This is a genomic window from Microbacterium sp. (assembly GCF_036823965.1).
In the GTDB taxonomy this organism is placed as follows: Bacteria; Actinomycetota; Actinomycetes; order Actinomycetales; family Microbacteriaceae; genus Microbacterium.
Genome location: NZ_DAITBE010000003.1, coordinates 30353 through 48391, shown reverse-complemented (window position 1 = coordinate 48391; position 18039 = coordinate 30353). Strand labels below are relative to the sequence as shown.

The window sequence follows — 18039 nt, the reverse complement described above, 5'->3', positions numbered from 1 at the left end:
GTCATCGGCACGAAGTCGAGCACGGACCTGTGGGGGGAACACGGTATGAAGGCGCTGTCATGGATGCGTGCGCGGCCGAAGACGTTGGCGTCGGCGGCAGGTGTCACGGTCGGCGTCATCGCGATCACCACCATGGCGTTCACGTATGAGGGGTTTCCGACCACCAAGGTCGATCTGAACGACGGCGGCGTCTGGATCACCAAGACCTCGAGCCTGCTCGTCGGTCACTTCAACCACGAGTCGACGGTCCTCGACGGAGGGCTCCGCACGACCGGCGAGAACTACGACATCCTGCAGGCGGCATCGAACATCCTCGTCGTCGATGAGAACGCCTCCACGGTCACGAGCGTCGATCCTGCTCGGGTATCGCTCGGAGACTCCGCCGGGATCCCCTCGGCCTCGAAGGTCGCGCTCGGCAGCAGCACGGCGGCGATCCTCGATCAGAAGACGGGCGAGCTGTGGGTCGTGCCGGTGCAGGGCGTCTCCTCGTTCGAAGCCGAGGTCAGGGACCCGGTCGCCGAGCTCGGCGCGAACGCCGATGTCGTGGTCGCGGACGACGGGACGGTCTTCGGGCTCTCCGCTGAACGCGGTGAGGTCGTCACCGTCCCGGTCGACACCGAGGGCGAGCCGCTCGACTCGTCGACCGCGTCGGTCGGCGAGATCGACGCCTCGGCGAAGCCCACCATCACCGCAGTGGGCCGCACCCCGGTCGTCCTCGATGCAGCGGCTGGTGTGGTCACCTCGCCGGGCGGATTCCGCACCGAGGTCGCGGACGCCGATCAGGCTGTCCTGCAGCAGGCATCGGCGACCACGGACGCCGTGGCGGTCGCCACTCCGACCGCGCTCCTGAGCGTGCCCCTCGACGGCAGCGAGCCGACCGAGGTCGACGCCGGCTCGAACGGCACCGCAGCGGCACCGGTGTGGCTGCGGGGGTGCACCTATGGAGCATGGGCGGGGTCGGCGACGTTCATCCGGGAGTGCCCTGGGACTGCGAACGACGTCAATGCGACGGTCGACGGCGCTGAGGACTCGAAGAGCCTCGTCTTCCGCGTGAACCGTGACGTCATCATCCTCAACGACGCCGTCGGCGGCGCAGCATGGCTGGCCGACGAGAGCCTCCAGCGCGTCGACAACTGGAACGATCTCACGCCGCCGGAGGGCGAGACCGAGAACGAGGACGACTCCACCGAGGAGACCGTCGAGACGACCCTCCCCGAGCGCAAGGAGGAGAACACTCCTCCGATCGCCGAAGACGATTCCTTCGGCGTCCGTCCCGGCGTGACCACGATGCTGCCGGTGCTCGACAACGACAACGATCCGGACGGCGACGTGCTCGTCGCGACGCTCGCCGAATCGCAGCCGTCGATCGGCACGATCCAGCAGGTGCAGAACGGTGGATCGCTGCAGATCGCTGTCGCGGAGGACGCGTCGGGCTCCACGAACTTCACGTACGAGGCCGATGACGGCCGCGGCGGCAAGGACACCGCATCGGTCTCGCTCACGGTCTACGAGACGAGCATCAACACGGCGCCGGTGCCGAAGCGGAAGACGAGTCTCACCGTCGAGACCGGTGGCACGATCTCCTACAACATCCTTCCCGACTGGATCGATCCCGAGGGCGACGACGTCTACCTGAAGGACGTCGTCCCGGCTCCTGGCGATGAGGTCGACTTCACGACCGACGGTCAGATCACGTACAAGGCGACGGCGAGCCTCCAGGGGCGCAAGGAGATCCAGGTCTCGGTCGCCGACGCGTACGGAGAGACCGCCACCGCGACGGTGACCCTCGACGTTCGTCCCGAGGGCTCGACGCAGCCGAAGACCAATGCCGACCACGTCGTGACGCGCGTCGGCGAGCAGGTCACCGTGGCGCCGCTGGCGAACGACACCAGCTCCGGTCGAGAGTCGCTGCGCCTCGGTCGCGTCAGCGAGGTGCCTGGGGCGACCGTACTCCCCGACTTCCCGAACAAGACGTTCAGCTTCACCGCCGACGCTCCCGGCACGTACTACGTGCTGTACCTGGCGACCGCCGGGCCCGAGAACGGCGAGGGCATCGTGCGTGTCGACGTGCTGGAGGCGAGCGAGACGGACCTCCCGCCCGTCGCCGTCCGAGACGTCGCGCTCCTCCCGACGGGTGGCGACGTCCTCATCGGCGTGCTCGCGAACGACGTCGACCCTGCAGGCGGGATCCTCGTCGTCCAATCGGTCTCGATCGAGGAGAACTCCGGCATCTCGGTGTCCGTGATCAACCACGAGACCCTGCGGATCACCGACCAGGGCGCGCTCACCGACCAGGCACGCATCAAGTACCGGATCTCGAACGGGTCGAAGTCTGCCGAGGGCGAGGTCATCGTGATCCCGATCCCGGCACCGGACAAGATCCTCCAGCCGGATGCGAACGACGACACGGCGATCGTGCGCGCGGGCGATGTCGTCACGATCCCGGTGCTCGACAACGACACGCACCCGAACGACGACGTGCTGCACCTCGCACCGGAGCTGATCGAGCCCTTCATCGATCCCGAGGACGGCGAGGCGTTCGTCTCGCAGGACGTGGTGCGCTTCAAGGCGGGGCCGGTCGCGAAGACCGTCTACCTCACGTATGAGGCGGTCGACTCGAGGCAGCAGAAGGCCGCTGGGTACGTCACGATCCAGATCCTCCCCGTCGACGTGGAGACGAACGCCGCTCCGCGTCCGCAGGACCTCGTCGCCCGGGTGCTCGCCGGATCGACGGCGAACATCGCCGTGCCGCTGGACGGCATCGACGCCGACGGCGACTCGGTCGAGCTGATCGACATCGCCTCGAGCCCGACCAAGGGTCGCATCACCGAGACCGCAGCGAACTACTTCTCCTACGAGGCGTTCGACGATTCGGCCGGCGTCGACGTCTTCAAGTACCGCGTGCGCGACCGCCTCGGCAAGGAGGGCATCGCGACCATCCGCGTCGGCATCGCGCCGGGCGAGCAGACCAACCAGGCGCCGTATGCCGTGAAGGACGCCGTCGTCGTGCGCCCGGGGCGAGAGATCGCGGTCCCGGTCTTGGAGAACGACTCCGATCCCGAGGGTGACGAGATCGTCCTCGTCAAGGACGGACTCGAGGTGCCGACCGAGACGGGCATCACCGCCCGCGTCTCCGGAGACCGCGTGCTGGTGCAGGCGCCGGACAAGGCGCTGGAGACGTCGCTCCAGTACACGATTCGAGACACCCGTGGAGCCACCTCGACGGCTGCGCTGCAGATCACGGTCGACGAGGACGTGCCGCTGCAGGCTCCGGTCGCGCGCGATGACCGCGTTCGACCCACGGACCTCACCGACGGCACGTTGAGTGCCGACATCGAGATCCTCAAGAACGACGAGGATCCGGATGGCACGACGGACCGCCTGAAGGTGACGCTCGGCGACGGAGCCACGCAGCTCGAGAACGGCAAGGTGCGCGTCACCGTCACCGAGGACCTGCAGCTCATCCGATACACGATCACCGATCAGGACGACCTCGCGGCATCCGCGTTCATCTTCGTACCTGCGGAGTCCGATCTCCGACCCATCCTCGACTCGACGAAGCCGATCGAGGTCATGAGCGGCGAGACGAAGGACATCCCGCTCTCGAAGTACGTCACCGTCGCCGGCGGTGGAACCGCGCGCATCACCGAGCACGCCAAGGTGAGCGCGATCCACGCGAACGGCGCCGACCTGGTGCAGGATGAGACGACGCTGGTCTACACCTCGGCCGACGGCTACTTCGGCCAGGACGCCATCACCTTCGAGGTGACCGACGGGACCGGTCCCGACGACCCGGAGGGCCGCACGGCGACGTTGACCATCCCGATCAACGTGCTGCCGCCGGAGAACCAGCAGCCTGAGTTCATCGGCACCGAGATGATCGTCGCGCCCGGTGAGGAGGCGACCAGCCTCGACCTCGCTCCGCTCACGACGGACCCCGATCCGGAGGACGAGGGCAAGCACTCGTTCAAGTACGTGAGCGGTGCAGGCAAGGGCATCACCGCGAAGATCGAAGACGGCAAGCTGCTCGTCGCGGCGTCGTCCGATGTCGAGAAGGGGACAGTCGCGTCGCTGAAGCTCGAGATCACCGACGGCACGACCGAGCCCGTCGACGGCACCGTGACGGTGCGTGTCGGCGCCTCGACCAGGCCGCTTCCGACGGCGAACACCGACACGGTCTCCGAGGCGGACCAGGGCAAGAGCATCACCGTGCCCGTCCTGGCGAACGACTTCAACCCGTTCCCCGAGACGCCGCTGAAGCTCCTGAGCGCGTCGACCGAGTCGGGCTCCGGCGGCGCCTCCGTCAAGGGCGATGAGGTCGTCGTCACTCCCGATGCGAGTTTCGTCGGCACGATGGTCGTGCGCTACCGCATCCAGGACGCGACGAAGGACCCCGACCGCGAGGCGAACGGTCAGATCGTCGTCACCGTGCAGGGCGTCCCGGAGGCGCCGGGTGCTCCGACCGTGTCGAGTGTGCAGGACCGTCTCGTCGTCGTGTCGTACGGTGCGCCGTCGAACAACGGTGCGGAGATCACGAAGTACACGGTCAGGTCGGTCGGCGGCAATCCGTACACGAAGGAGTGCCAGTCGACGACCTGCACGCTCGACGGGCTCACCAACAACGTGGAGTACACGTTCCAGGTGACGGCGACGAACCGCGTCGGCGAGTCGAAGCCCTCGGGGACGTCGGCCGTCGCGCGACCGGACGCGCGCCCCGACACCCCGAACCCGCCCACCCTGGTCTTCGGCGACAAGTCGCTCAAGGTCAACTGGGTGACCCCGACGACGCCGGGGTCACCGGTCGAGAGCTACACGCTGGAGATCTCGCCGGCACCGCCGTCCGGTGTCTCGCAGAAGCAGGCGACCGGAAACTCGATGACCTGGGAGGGCCTCGAGAACGGGGCGAACTACCAGATCCGCGTGCAGGCGCACAACCGCGCACCGGAGCCGTCGAGCTGGAGCGGCTGGTCGGCATCCGAGATTCCCGCGGGTCCGCCGTTGGCTGCTGCAGCCCCGACGACGGCCGAGATCCAGGGCGTGGGCTCGCAGGCGCAGATGCAGGTGTCGTGGGTGCCGCCGAACTCCAACGGCGACGCGATCGACTCGTACGAGCTCCAGGTGTGGGAGGGGTCGACCCTCCGCAGCACGATCACTCCCGGAGCATCCGCCAAGACGCAGGCCGTCACCGTTGCGGCCTCCGAGACGGCGTACACCTACCGCATCCGAGCGACCAACAAGGCTGGGTTCGGGGAGTGGAGCCCGATGTCCGCGCCTCGCCGTGGCGTGAACAAGCCGGGGGCGCCGACCCTCTCGTCGGTCACTCCGGGTGACCGGTCGCTCACGCTCGGCTGGACGGCAGGTGCTCGCAACGGCGCCAAGCAGACTGAGGTGCAGCACCAGTACTCGCTCAACGGCGGTGGCAGCTGGGCGGCGATGCCGGGGAACAACGTCGTCACCGGTCTCAGCAACGGCACGAACTACAACGTGCGGGTGCGCTCGGTCGCGACCGTCGACGGCACGACCTACGCGAGCGACGCGTCGAACCAGATCACGGGCAATCCGTACGGGCCGTTGAAGGCACCATCGACCAGCGCGCAGCAGAACGCGAAGAGCGTGACATTCACCTGGAACGCGAACACCTCGGAGAACGGTCGCGCGATCACGGGAGTCCGCATCCGCATCGACGGCGGCGGGTGGCAGTCCGTCGGTGCGACGGGGAGCCGGACCGTCGGCGACGGCTACAGCGAACGGCACACCATCGACGTCGAGGTGACGGATGCAGCCGGCCAGAAGATCACGGGTTCGGATGCCGGCACCTCGGGCAGGAAACCGGATCCGCGCGCCTGGGTCACCTCGAGCGGTGACGCGAACGGCCAGCCGAACTGCAGCGACGGAACCTGTGCGTACTTCTATCTCAACGCGCAGGGCTTCGACGCCGGCCAGAACATCTCGGTCCGATGCAACAACAACGACGCGACCTACGGTGGCGTCTGGGGTGGCCCGTATTCGATCACGATGGACGGCGCGGGCAACTACGGTGGCCGGTTGAGCTGCTACCTCGGCAACCGCCGTGGCGTGATCGAGGTCTGGGTCATGGTCAACGGCACCGCCTTCGAGCACCGCGTCTGGCAATGACACTTCTTCCGCTTTCAGAACAAGAACAGGGAACGACACACTCATGACAATGACTCCCGAGCAGGCTGCCTGGTTCCAGGGGACCTTCCACCGCCTCGTCGAGAACATCGACAAGGCCGTGCAGGGCAAGCAGGAGATCGTCGGTCTCGTGCTCTCGGCGATGCTGGCGGAAGGGCATGTGCTCCTCGAGGATGCTCCGGGTACCGGCAAGACGAGCCTCGCGAAGGCGCTCGCCGCGACCGTCCAGGGCACCAGTGCTCGCATCCAGTTCACGCCGGACCTGCTGCCGTCCGATGTCACGGGTGTGACGATCTACGACCAGCAGTCGCACCGATTCGAGTTCCACAAGGGCCCGATCTTCGCGTCGATCGTGCTCGCCGACGAGATCAACCGCGCATCGCCCAAGACCCAGTCGGCTCTGCTGGAGGTCATGGAGGAATCGCGCGTCACGGTGGACGGCGTCACCCACGAGACGGGGCGCCCGTTCCTCGTGATCGCCACGCAGAACCCCATCGAGCAGGCGGGAACCTACAAGCTTCCCGAAGCGCAGCTCGACCGATTCCTCATCAAGACCTCGATCGGCTACCCGGACCTCGCGGTGACCGAGAGCATCCTCGCCGGGGCCTCCGACCGAAACCCCTCCGCAGGGCTCGGCGCGATCATCACCACGAGCGCGGTCGCCGACATGGCCGACCTCGGAGCCTCCGTGCACGTGGAGCCTGCCGTGCTCAGGTACGTCGCACAGCTCGCAGAGGCGACGCGTGATGACTCGGCGACCAGGCTCGGTGTCTCGGTGCGTGGTGCCATCGCCATGATCAGGATGGCGAAGATCTGGGCCGCAGCCCACGGTCGGCACTTCGTCCTGCCCGACGACATCAAGGCGCTCGCGCGGCCGGTGTGGCAGCACCGTCTGCTGCTCGACGCTGAGGCCGAGTTCGCCGGCACCACGAGCGATGCTGTGATCTCGCGCGTGCTCGACGACGTCGCGGCTCCGCAGGCCCGAACGGCGGCGTAATGACCGCGGAGGCACTTCAGACGACGCAGACCCCGATCGAACGCGATGCCGGATGGCGTGACGTCGCGGCTGTGCTCGGTGTCCGCGCGCTGTCGCGCCTCCGACTGATCGCTCGTGCGATCCGGCCGCTCGCGTGGGTGCTGATGGCGCTGGCTGTCGCGTTCTGGATCCTCGGCCAGATCGCCGGATGGTCGGAGTTCACGATCGCCGCGATGGTCATCGCCATCACGGTCGCGCTGTGCGCTCTGTTCCTGATCGGACGCACGGCATACGACGTGTCGCTCGACCTCGCTCGCACGCGCGTGGTGGTCGGCGAGCGAGCGGTGGGCGCGCTGACGCTCGCCAACCGTGGCACTCGCGCGATCCTCCCCTCCCGCGTCGTCCTGCCGGTCGGCTCCGGACGAGGCGAATTCGGCATCCAGCGTCTGGCACCCGGCGAGGAGGCCGAGGAGCTGTTCGCGATCCCGACGCAGAAGCGCGGCGTCGTGAAGCTCGGGCCCGTGAGCGTCGTCCGAGGCGACCCGCTCGGCCTGTTCGAGCGTGCACACCGCCGGGACGACCCGGTCGACCTCTTCGTGCACCCGCGAACGATCCTCTTCGACGGCCAGTCGCTCGGCTTCCTGCGCGACCTCGAGGGCATGCCCGCCTCCGACCTGTCGCGCGACGACGTGTCGTTCCACGCCCTGCTGGAGTATCAGCCGGGCGATGACCTTCGTCACGTGCACTGGAAGTCGACGGCGCGGACCGGCACCATGATGGTCCGTCAGTACGAGGAGACCAGGCGGTCGCACTTCGTGATCGGGCTCTCCCGATCGAGCGGCGACTACGCGACAGCAGACGACTTCGAGCTCGCGGTCTCGGCAGCCGGGTCGATCGGACTGCGAGCGCTCAGAGACTCCCAGCGGGTCGACATGCGGGTGCAGGGCAGAGAGCTCCCCTCCGGCACCGGCAAACAGCTGCTCGACTCCCTGTCTGCGGTGGAGAACAGCAAGGCGCGCGATGGCGGCATCGCCGAGCTCGCCGGTGTGCTCGCAGCGACGATGCCGCTCGCGAGCGTCGTGGTGCTCGTGTGCGGGTCGAAGGTGCGCGCGGATGATCTCCGCCTCGCATGCGCGCGGCTCCCGTACGGTGCCAGAGTGCTCGCCGTCGTGACCGACACCACGGTCGACGCCCCGGCGCTCCGTCGCATCGGCGAGGCCGATGTCGTCACCGTCGGAACGCTCGGACACGTTCCGCTCGCGCTGCAGAAGGTGCTCGCATGACCGCCCTCGCCACCACGCCCACGGTCATGCCGGTGCGGCGCTGGGTCCTCGACCTGTCCGCGACCGCCGTCCTCATCGTGATGGCCATGATCGGCTTCTGGCCGACCTTCGCCGGCCCGTCCTTCCTGCCGGCGGCGATCGGCGGCATGGTGCTCGGTCTCGCGATCGCCGCGGTCACCACCTGGCGTCGGTGGGGCATCCTGATCATCACCGGTCTCACCGTGGCGGTCTACTTCGTCTTCGGTGGGGCGCTCGCGCTCCCGCAGACGACGATCGCGGGAGTGATCCCCACGCTCGAGACATTCGAGAAGCTGGCCGTCGGGACGGTCACCGCGTGGAAGCAGATGCTCACCACGGTGGCTCCGGTGGCCGCCGCAGACGGCCATCTGCTCGTCCCGTTCCTGCTCGCGCTCGTCGCGACCACGACCACGGCCTCCCTCGCGCTGCGCCTGTCGAACGCGGCCTGGGCCCTGATCCCCGCCGGCGTCCTGCTCATGACCGTGATCGCACTCGGCACCCCGGAGCCGGCGTTCCCGCTCGTGCAGGGCCTGCTGTTCGCCGTGGCCTCGATCGCCTGGCTGGCGCTCCGGCAGCTGTGGGCGCCGCAGAACTCCGCGGTCTCGGTCGGCGACGTCGATCCGTCGCGCGCTGCGCACATGCGCGCGCGGCGGCTGATCGCCGGCGCGGCCGTGCTGGCGATCGCCGGGGGAGCGGGCATCGCGTCGTCCGCGATCGCGGCGCCGATGGAGACCAGGCACGTCTTCCGCGACGTCATCATCCCGCCGTTCGACATCCGCGACTATCCCAGTCCGCTGCAGGCATTCCGCAAGAACGTGCGTGATGAGAAGGAGAAGACCCTCTTCACCGTTCGCGGCCTGCCGGAGAACGCGCGTATCCGCATCGCGGTGATGGACCAGTTCGACGGCATGGTGTACAACGTCACGGACGGCGGACCGGAGTCGTCGAGCGCGTTCACGCCGCTGCGATCGAACATGTCGCCGGATGCCGAAGGCATCCCCGTGACGCTGCAGGTCGAGGTGGGTGAGTACAGCGGCGTCTGGGTGCCCGATGCCGGAGCCGTGACCGAGATCTCCTACACGGGCGACCGCGGGGAGGAGCTCCGTCGGGGAACGTTCTACAACACCGACACCGGCACCGCCGTGGCGACGCCCAGGCTCGAGAAGGGCGACACATACAGCGTCGACACCGTGATCCCCGGCGAGATCGATGACGACCGGCTCGAGGACGTCGACTTCGGCAAGGTCTCATTGCCGAAGCAGAGCAACGTCCCGGAGGAGCTCACCTCGCTCGCGGCGGAGACGGTCTCGAACGCCGAGTCCCCGATCGAGCAGGTGCGTGCACTGGAGACGATGCTCGCTGACGGCGGCTTCTTCAGTCATGGTCTCGAGGGTGAGGTCATCTCGCGCGCGGGCCACACCTCCGAGCGCATCTCGACGCTCATCGGCGGTGACCAGATGATCGGCGATGACGAGCAGTACGCCGTGGCGATGGCGCTGCTGGCACGCGAGGTCGGCATCCCGGCACGCGTCGTCATGGGGTACTACCCGGACGAGGAGAACGCCAAGGACGCGGAGTTCGAGGCGACCGGCGACGATGTGCACGCCTGGGTCGAGGTCAACTTCGAGGGCGTCGGGTGGCTGCCCTTCAACCCGACTCCGCCTGAGGATCAGGTCCCGAACGATCAGAACACGAAGCCGCGCGTCGACCCCAAGCCGCAGGTCCTGCAGCCGCCGCCCCCGCCGCAGGAGCCGGTCGACCTTCCGCCGACGCTCCCCGACGACCGCAAGTCGGAGGATGAGAACCTCAACATCGCGGGGATCATCGGCGCGATCCTCGTGATCGGCGGCATCTCGCTCGCCGTGATCGCCCTGCTCGCCTCGCCGTTCATCGTGATCGGCGCCTGGAAGGCATCGAAGCGTCGTACGCGTCGGTCGGCGGCGCGCACGGCGGACCGCATCAGCGGAGGGTGGGACGAGCTCACCGATCGCGCGGTGGACTACGGTGCCAGGCTGTCGCCCGGTGGCACGCGCCCGGAGGACGCGGCTCGTGTGCTCGAGACGCTGCCGGTGCCGCAGGTCGTGGCGCTCGCCGACCGGGCGGACGCCGAGGTCTTCGGTCCCGTCGATCCGACGCCTGAGGACGTCGATGCGTTCTGGGGCGAGGTCGATGCGATCGTCGGCGGCCTCGGCAAGGACGCCGGCTTCTGGAAGCGGACGAAGGCACGGCTGAGTCTGCGCTCCCTCATGGACGGTTCGGCGATCTCATCCGGACTGCAGGGCCTCCGCGATGCCGCGACCGCGCGCGTCCGGCGCGAACCTGGCACGATCGACAAGAGCAGCACGAGTACACCCGCCCCATCCGAGAGCGAGACCCCATGACGCAGCCTGCGTTCGCACACATCGCGCCGATCTCCCGACGTGCGATCGGCTACCTCATCGACGCGCTCATCGCCGCTGGGCTCGGGATCGTGCTCGGTGGTGGTCTCCTCATCGCGGCGGCGATGTCCGGTGGACTCGAGGGAACGCTCGCGACGCTTGCGATCGGCGGACCGATCGTCTCGCTGCTGCTGCTGGGATGGTTCGTCGTCTACACGGTCATGCAGGCGGGGCAGGGGTCGATCGGCATGCGCGCTCAGGGTCTCCGCCTGGTCGCAGCGCAGGGCGAGGGCCCGCTCGGATTCGGCAGGACGCTGCTGCGCAACATCATCTTCGGGCTGGCCGGCTCGATCGTCGTCGGCTACTTCACGCCGCTGTTCGACGGTTCCGGTCGATTCCAGGGATGGCATGACAAGGTCGCCGGCTCGCTGATGCTCGATGCACGGGTGACCTCTCCAGGTGCACCTGCGGCATCACCGCCCGTCGGCAGCCAGACCGCCGTGTCGCCCGGCTACCCGGCGACACCTGCACGTCCGGCGACGCCGGCGATCCCCGGCATCCCGCTCCCCGAGGCCCCGGCCGCTGCACCTGCCTCCTCGGCCCAGTGGCCGTCCGCCCAGGCGCCGGCGACCGCGGCTCCCTTCGTCTCCGCGCAGTCTGCGTTCCCGCCATCGGCTCCCGTGCAGCCCGCGGCTCCCGTGCAGCCCGCGGCTCCAGTGCAGTCCGCTCCGGCGCCGTCCTCCGACTCGGATTCGTTGATCGCCTTCGTGCCGGGCATCACACAGGATGCGCCGCCGCCGCGCACGATGCCGGCACCAGAGCCCGAGATCGACGAGACGGTCCAGCAGTGGCCCTCGCCTCCTGCCGAAGCTCCGGTCTCCGCTCGCACCGCTCCACCGTCGCCCGCCGTTCCGGCAGCCGCACCAGCGCCCTCGGCCGCTGAACCCGCCGCCGCCGAACCCGCCGCCGCCGAATCCGACGACCCGGAGGACATCGAGCACACGCGCATCAGCATCCCCGGTCATCGTCTGGTGTTCACGTGGGACGACGGCACCCGCGTCTCGGTCTCGCGCCGCACGATCTTCGGTCGCAACCCCTCGGCAGAGGAAGGCGCCGTGGTGGTGTCGGTGCGCGACGAGACGCTCTCGCTCTCCAAGACGCACTTCGAGGCCGCAGCCGAGTCCGCCGGCGGCTGGGTGCTGGATCGGCATTCGACCAACGGCATGACCCTCGTCCGCGACGGCCAGCGCATCGCGTGTCCCGCTGGGCAGCGCGTGCCGGTGCGGCTCGGCGATGCGCTCGAGATCGGCGATCGCATCGTCACGATCGGCGGCTACGCGTGAGGCCTGCACTGATCGTGTCGACGGGGTCCGCGACGCACCCCGGACTGCGGCGTGCGCTGAACGAGGACGCGCACCTCGCGAGCGCTCCCGTGTTCGTCGTCGCCGACGGCATGGGCGGGCACGAGGGCGGTGAGCTCGCGAGTGCCGCGGTGATCGCGGAGTTCTCGAGCTCCGTCGGCCGCGCATCGCTCGAGCTCGACGACGTGCGACTCGCGCTCGCTCGGGCACGGACCAACGTCGAGGAGCTCTCGACGGCCGGGAACGGTCGCGCCGGGACGACGCTCAGCGGCGTCGTCATCGCCTCGGTCGACGGCATGGGCTACTGGCTGGCCGTCAACATCGGGGACTCCCGCACGTATCGCCTGGCCGACGGAGAGCTGGAGCAGATCAGCGTCGATCACTCGGTCGTGCAGGAGCTCATCGAGTCGGGGGAGCTCACGGTGGAGGACGCTGCGACCGATCGACGGCGCAACATCATCACCAGGGCGATCGGAGCCAGCAGCACGGGGGATGCCGACTACTGGCTGTTCCCGGCCGAGCTGGGCGACCGGATCATGGTGTGCTCGGACGGGCTCACCTCCGAGGTCCCGGATTCGCGGATCCGTGAGGTGCTGCGGACCACGCCCGACCCGCAGAAGGCTGCCGACGTGCTGATCGATGAAGCAGTCGCCGCCGGCGGCAGGGACAACATCACCGTCGTGATCGTGGATGCCGTGCTGGTCGCCTCGCGACCTGGCACGCTCCTGGAGACGGACTCGGACATCGACATGGACACGCGTCCGCGTGAAGCAGCAGGAGGGGTTCGCTGATGCAGACGACCTACCGACCGGGACACTGGTACCTGATCGTCATCCCGGGTGCCCTCGTGGCACTGCCCCCCGACGTCCCTGGCGACGTCGTGGCAGGACTGTGGGAGCGGCTGCCCGAGCAGAAGACGCTCGCGACGGTGGTCGACGTGCTCACCACCCACGCCGGCGGCTCCTTCGCAGCGCTGCCCTCGTTCGTGGCGGCGGTCGCCGAGGGATCCGATGTGCGCATCGCGCTGCGCGGCGACGTGAGCGCACAGGTCGACGATGCCTCCGGTGACACGCACGAGCTCTCCGGGAACGACGTCACGACCTGGAGCGAGCGGTTCATCGGCGGCGCGACGCGCATCGAGATCACGGTCGAGTCGGCCGACTCGGACATCGCGCTGCCCGTGCAGGGCGGCGTCGTGCGCAGCGCAGGTGCGAGCGCCGAGCTGGAGTCCAGCGACGCCGCCCCGCTCGGCGGCGCGCTCGGCCCGACGCCGGTGGTCGCCGCTCCGCCGGCTCCGACGACCTCGAATGGGCCGGACGCCGTCGCCGCTGCGCCGATCGCGGCGCCGCTCCCGGTCGACGCCCCGGAGCGGGAGCTCGAGTCCCAGATCGATGCCGTGCTCGCATCCGAGGTGAGGAGCGATGCCGGAGCGACGGACGCATCCGCGGACGAGCCGGGGTCGGACGCCGAGGAGATCCCGGCGAGCGAGACTCCGACCGAGGCCCTCGACCTGGTGGAGGGCGCAGCAGAGGCGTCCGCCCCGGTGAACGAGGCGACCCTGGGCGCGACCGGCGAGACGCTGGCCTCCGACGATGACTTCGACCAGCTCTGGGGTGCCACCGTGCACTCCGTGCCCGGAGCGCCGGTGCCGCCGGCACCCCTCGTGGCCCCAGCGCCGCTCCCGGTCGCCGGTGACCATGACGGCGCCACCATCTCGGCTGCCGAGCTTCGCGCGCTGCGGCAGCAGCCGCCGATCGCGAACGATGCACCGACGGCAGTGCTGCCGGTGACGGATGCGGCGGCGGCCGGCCGCATCCGTGTCTCGACCGGTCAGGTCGTGGCCCTCGACCGCACGGTGATCATCGGGCGGCGTCCGCGGTCCACTCGCGCCAGCGGTGCGAACCTCCCGCACCTGGTCGCGGTCGAGAGCCCGCAGCAGGACATCTCGCGCAGTCACCTCGAGGTCCGCCCCGAAGGAGACACGGTCGTCGTGATCGACCTGCACACCACCAACGGCTCGACACTGCTCCGACCTGGTGCGGACCCGATGCGTCTGCACCCCGGCGAGCAGACGCTGGTCCTCTCCGGTGATGTGGTGGATCTCGGCGACGGCGTGACGGTCGCCTTCGAGGATCTGCCGTGAGCCGTCGCCCTTCTCCTCCACCCGATCTGCCCGGCTTCACGTACGTGGAGCCCTTGGGGACGGGCGGCTTCGCCGACGTCTTCCTCTACGAACAGGAGATGCCGCGCCGTCGAGTCGCGGTCAAGGTCCTGCTCGCCGACCGCATCTCGAGCGGCGCAGCCCAGGAGTTCACCGACGAGGCGAACGTCATGGCGATGCTCTCGACGCATCCGGCGATCGTGACGATCTACCAGGCAGGCGTCGCCGGCGACGGACGACCCTATCTGGTGATGGAGTACTGCCCGCGCCCGAACCTCCAGCTGCGGGCACGCAAGGAGCCGTTCTCGGTGGCCGAGGCATTGCGGGTCGGCGTGCAGGTCGCCGGAGCCGTGGAGACGGCGCATCGTGCCGGCGTGCTCCACCGAGACATCAAGCCGGCGAACATCCTCGTCACCGAGTACAACCGTCCGGCGCTCACCGACTTCGGCATCGCGTCGACGACGGGGGCCACCGGCGAGGCATCCGGCATGTCCATTCCGTGGTCCCCGCCCGAGTCCTTCGCAGAGCCGCCTCGGAGCGGGCCGCGCACCGACGTCTGGGCGCTCGGAGCGACGTTGTACACGCTGCTCGCCGGGCGATCGCCGTTCGAGCGGCCGGGTGAGCGCAACTCGAGCGCCGACCTGATCGAACGGATCGAGCGGGCGGCACTGCAGTCGCTCAACCGACCGGACTCTCCTGAAAGCCTGCAGCGGGTGCTCGACCGCGCGATGGCGAAGAACGCGAACGATCGGTTCCCGAGCGCCGTCGCATTCGCCCGCGCGCTGCAGAAGGTGCAGATCGAACTGTCGCACTCCGTGACGCCGATCGACATCGTCGACGAGCATCCTTCGCAGGAGGAGCTCGAGGATGACGGCGACGGCCTGACCCGCGTGCGGGAGATCGTGAGCATCGATCCCGATGCCGCCTCGTTCACCCGCCCGTCGGCGACCACGCAGCCGCGGGGCGCGCAGTGGGCGCCCACCGACGTTCCCCGCTTCGACGTGCCACTCGCTGCCGAACCCGAGGTCGAGGCGACGCAGATCCGCCCACCGCGTCCGGCAGCCCCGGCTCCTGATGTCGACGAGCGGACGATCCTGCGCGCTCCGATGGTGGTCGCACCGGATGCGGCGGGCACGCCGTTCACGCAGTCGGCACCCCCGCCGCACACCCCCGTGACCACCGCCCCGCCGGCGAGCGGCGCGCCACCTGCGCCACGCAGTCGACGCGGTCTGTGGGTCGCGCTGATCGCTGCCGCCGTCGTCCTGATCGTCGGAGGCATCATCGGTCTCAACGCGCTCGTCGCCGGCGTGACTCCCGAACCGAATCCGGAGGCGTCGGATGAGACGGTCGCCCCGCAGAACCCCGTGTCCGAAGCCGTGCCCAAGGTCGCAGACCTCCAGGGCGCGCGTGCCGGCGATCAGGTGACGTTCACCTGGACGAACCCCAACCCGCTCGAGGGAGACACCTATCTCTGGACGAATCTGGACCCGGCGAGCGACGGCGCGGTGAATCGCGCCGAGGACGAGATCGCGACGGTCGACGGGGCAGGACAGGTGTGCATCGAGGTGATGCTGCGCCGACAGGACGGCCGCGCCTCCGACACCGTGCGGGCGTGCGGATGAGCGCCGCAGCGGGGGTCACGGTCGAGTTCGCGGGGGAGTACTTCCCGGTGAGCGCCGGCGGACGATTCATCGTGGGCCGCGAGGGCGACCTCGAACTCGACGACAACCTGTTCCTGCATCGGCACTTCCTCGAGATCATGGATGCCGACGGGCTGTGGTGGCTGTCGAATGTCGGGACCCGCCTGACCGCGACCGTCACCGACTCGGCCGGAGGCGTGCAGGCGTGGCTCGCGCCGGGTGCTCGACTGCCGCTCGTGTTCGAGAAGACGACGGTGGTCTTCAGCGCGGGCCCGACCACGTACGAGTTGACCGTGCACGCCGCGGAGCCGACGTTCCGTGCGACCAAGCGCGAGCACGACGACGGCGGAGCGTCCACGATCGGAGACATGCCGCTCACGCTGAGCCAGCGTCTGCTGATCCTGGCGCTCGCCGAGCCGCAGCTGCGGCGCGACGGGACGGGCATGAGCGAGATCCCGACCTCGGCGAAGGCGGCGGAGCGGCTGGGCTGGACGGTCACGCGCTTCAATCGCAAGCTCGACAACGTGTGCGACAAGTTCGATCGCATCGGTGTCCCGGGGATGCGCGGAGGGCAGCGCAGCTTCGCCACCAACCGGCGCGCGCGTCTCGTCGAGCATGTCATCGCATCGCGGCTGGTCACCAGGGCGGACCTTCCACTGCTGGACGCCACGCATGATGAGGAATCAGAAGGAGAGCACGAGTGATCTGGGAGATCGACGATCACGCTCCCGAGATCGAGGGACTCGACCAGCACGGACGACCTGATCCGGCCTACGCCGAATCGCTCGGGTTGATCACCGCGAAGCGCGGACCCCGCGTCGGCGCGGCGCTGCTGGAATGGGCCGTCGCCGTGATCATCGCCCTCCCGGCGATCATCGCGCTGACTCCGGTGCTGGCGCAGGTCGTCGCCGGCGGCTTCGCGCCGGAGAAGTTCTTCGCACGTCCCGACCTGGTCTGGCTCATCATCGCAGCGGCCGTGTCGCAGGGCCTGATGCTCGCGTACGTCGTGGTGCAGCTGGTGCTGCACGGCCGCAAGGGCATCACGCTCGGGAAGGCGGTGTTCGGGATCCGCTCCGTCAACGTCCGCACACTCGAGCAGCCCGGCTTCTGGCGCGGAGCCGTTGTGCGGTATCTCATCGCAGGTGCCTCGTTCCTGATCCCGCTGATCGGTCCGGTGCTCGTCATCGCGCTGTCACCGCTGTTCGACATCGAGCGTCGTGGTCGCGGATGGCTCGACCTCGCTGCCGCCACCTGGTTCGTCGACGCGCGTCGCGGCCTGAATCCCTACGACCAGAAGCGGATGCGCATCGCACGCAAGCGCGTGAAGACCCCCGAACACGAGGAGCAGGCGCCGCTGCCGTCGCTCGCGACCCCCGTCGACCGCGACGCCAGGGCGGAGTACGTGCCGAGCGCGCGCCTCTCCGGCGGCGTGATCGGCGCGCATCGCGGCGGCACCTCGAGCCCTGCTGCTCCGCAGCCCGATGGCGCGGCATCCGGCGCGATGGTCTCGGCCGTACCGCCTTCGCTCGCGACGGGAGCCGCGCCGCCGGCGGCGCCCTCCGTCCCTCCCGCCTCTGCCCCCGCTCCCGCACCCGCAGCGGTCGCCGCAGACCCGGCGGCGTCGTTCGCTCCTCCGCTCAGTCCAGCGCCGCCAGCCGTGCTGCGCCCCGCCACAGCGCCGCCCGCCGCCCCCGCAGCGCCCGCAGCGCCAGCCGGCACGCGCGCAGTGCTGATCCTCGACACCGGTGAACGCATCGACGTTCGCGGCACGACGCTGTTCGGCCGCGCCCCCGATGCCGCCGCTGGCGAAGGCGAGGCGCAGCTGGTGCGCGTGGCCGACGACACCCGATCGGTCTCCAAGACGCACCTCGCCGTGATGCCTGCGCGACGCGGTGTGTTCGCCGTCGACCGGGCATCGACCAACGGCAGCGCGATCATCCGGAACGGTTCCGAGACCGCTCTGGCGGCCGGGCAGCCGGTCGAACTGCAGATCGGTGACACCGTGCGCTTCGGCGACCGGACCCTGTCGGTGGAATGGGTATGAACGCACACGAAGACACGCGCCCCCG

10 protein-coding genes are annotated in these 18039 nt (G+C 69.3%); all 10 read left to right on the top strand.

Annotated elements, in window-relative coordinates; translation table 11 throughout:
• Positions 1 to 45 precede the first annotated feature (45 nt).
• From V7Z82_RS06490 to V7Z82_RS06445, 10 genes are read left to right on the top strand one after another with little or no spacing between them, the layout of a single operon-like run.
• Positions 46 to 6135 (top strand): Ig-like domain-containing protein, encoded by a 6090-nt coding sequence (locus V7Z82_RS06490; protein WP_334149251.1) that lies wholly within the window; start codon positions 46 to 48, stop codon positions 6133 to 6135.
• Between the two features lie 43 nt (positions 6136 to 6178).
• Positions 6179 to 7150, top strand: a complete 972-nt coding sequence (locus tag V7Z82_RS06485; protein ID WP_334149248.1) for an AAA family ATPase — start codon at positions 6179 to 6181, stop codon at positions 7148 to 7150.
• The gene (locus tag V7Z82_RS06480) at positions 7150 to 8412 is read left to right on the top strand and encodes a DUF58 domain-containing protein (RefSeq protein WP_334149246.1); all 1263 of its coding nucleotides are present in this window, start codon (positions 7150 to 7152) and stop codon (positions 8410 to 8412) included. Before V7Z82_RS06485 ends, V7Z82_RS06480 begins: the two co-directional genes overlap by 1 nt.
• Positions 8409 to 10811, top strand: a complete 2403-nt coding sequence (locus tag V7Z82_RS06475; RefSeq protein WP_334149244.1) for a transglutaminase family protein — start codon at positions 8409 to 8411, stop codon at positions 10809 to 10811. Before V7Z82_RS06480 ends, V7Z82_RS06475 begins: the two co-directional genes overlap by 4 nt.
• Positions 10808 to 12151 carry an RDD family protein gene (locus V7Z82_RS06470; protein WP_334149242.1) on the top strand — a complete coding sequence of 448 codons (1344 nt, stop codon included), beginning with the start codon at positions 10808 to 10810 and terminating at the stop codon, positions 12149 to 12151. Before V7Z82_RS06475 ends, V7Z82_RS06470 begins: the two co-directional genes overlap by 4 nt.
• Positions 12148 to 12960 (top strand): PP2C family protein-serine/threonine phosphatase, encoded by an 813-nt coding sequence (locus V7Z82_RS06465; RefSeq protein ID WP_334149241.1) that lies wholly within the window; start codon positions 12148 to 12150, stop codon positions 12958 to 12960. Before V7Z82_RS06470 ends, V7Z82_RS06465 begins: the two co-directional genes overlap by 4 nt.
• Entirely contained in the window at positions 12960 to 14312 is a 1353-nt protein-coding gene (locus V7Z82_RS06460; protein ID WP_334149239.1) for an FHA domain-containing protein, read from the top strand. The genes V7Z82_RS06465 and V7Z82_RS06460 overlap by 1 nt, the downstream gene beginning before the upstream one ends.
• Complete coding sequence (locus tag V7Z82_RS06455; protein WP_334149237.1) at positions 14309 to 15952, top strand: serine/threonine-protein kinase; 1644 nt, start codon at positions 14309 to 14311, stop codon at positions 15950 to 15952. The genes V7Z82_RS06460 and V7Z82_RS06455 overlap by 4 nt, the downstream gene beginning before the upstream one ends.
• Positions 15949 to 16674, top strand: coding sequence for a hypothetical protein (locus V7Z82_RS06450; protein WP_334149235.1), 726 nt, complete (start codon positions 15949 to 15951; stop codon positions 16672 to 16674). The genes V7Z82_RS06455 and V7Z82_RS06450 overlap by 4 nt, the downstream gene beginning before the upstream one ends.
• Entirely contained in the window at positions 16671 to 18014 is a 1344-nt protein-coding gene (locus V7Z82_RS06445) for an RDD family protein (RefSeq protein WP_334149233.1), read from the top strand. Before V7Z82_RS06450 ends, V7Z82_RS06445 begins: the two co-directional genes overlap by 4 nt.
• Positions 18015 to 18039 lie beyond the last annotated feature (25 nt).

Excerpts from the sequence above, each read along its gene's own strand:
- V7Z82_RS06485 (WP_334149248.1), top strand. The coding sequence starts at position 6,179 with ATGACAATGACTCCCGAGCAGGCTGCCTGGTTCCAGGGGACCTTCCAC.
- V7Z82_RS06490 (WP_334149251.1), top strand. The coding sequence starts at position 46 with ATGAAGGCGCTGTCATGGATGCGTGCGCGGCCGAAGACGTTGGCGTCG.
- V7Z82_RS06460 (WP_334149239.1), top strand. The coding sequence starts at position 12,960 with ATGCAGACGACCTACCGACCGGGACACTGGTACCTGATCGTCATCCCG.
- V7Z82_RS06450 (WP_334149235.1), top strand. The coding sequence starts at position 15,949 with ATGAGCGCCGCAGCGGGGGTCACGGTCGAGTTCGCGGGGGAGTACTTC.
- V7Z82_RS06480 (WP_334149246.1), top strand. The coding sequence starts at position 7,150 with ATGACCGCGGAGGCACTTCAGACGACGCAGACCCCGATCGAACGCGAT.
- V7Z82_RS06470 (WP_334149242.1), top strand. The coding sequence starts at position 10,808 with ATGACGCAGCCTGCGTTCGCACACATCGCGCCGATCTCCCGACGTGCG.
- V7Z82_RS06475 (WP_334149244.1), top strand. The coding sequence starts at position 8,409 with ATGACCGCCCTCGCCACCACGCCCACGGTCATGCCGGTGCGGCGCTGG.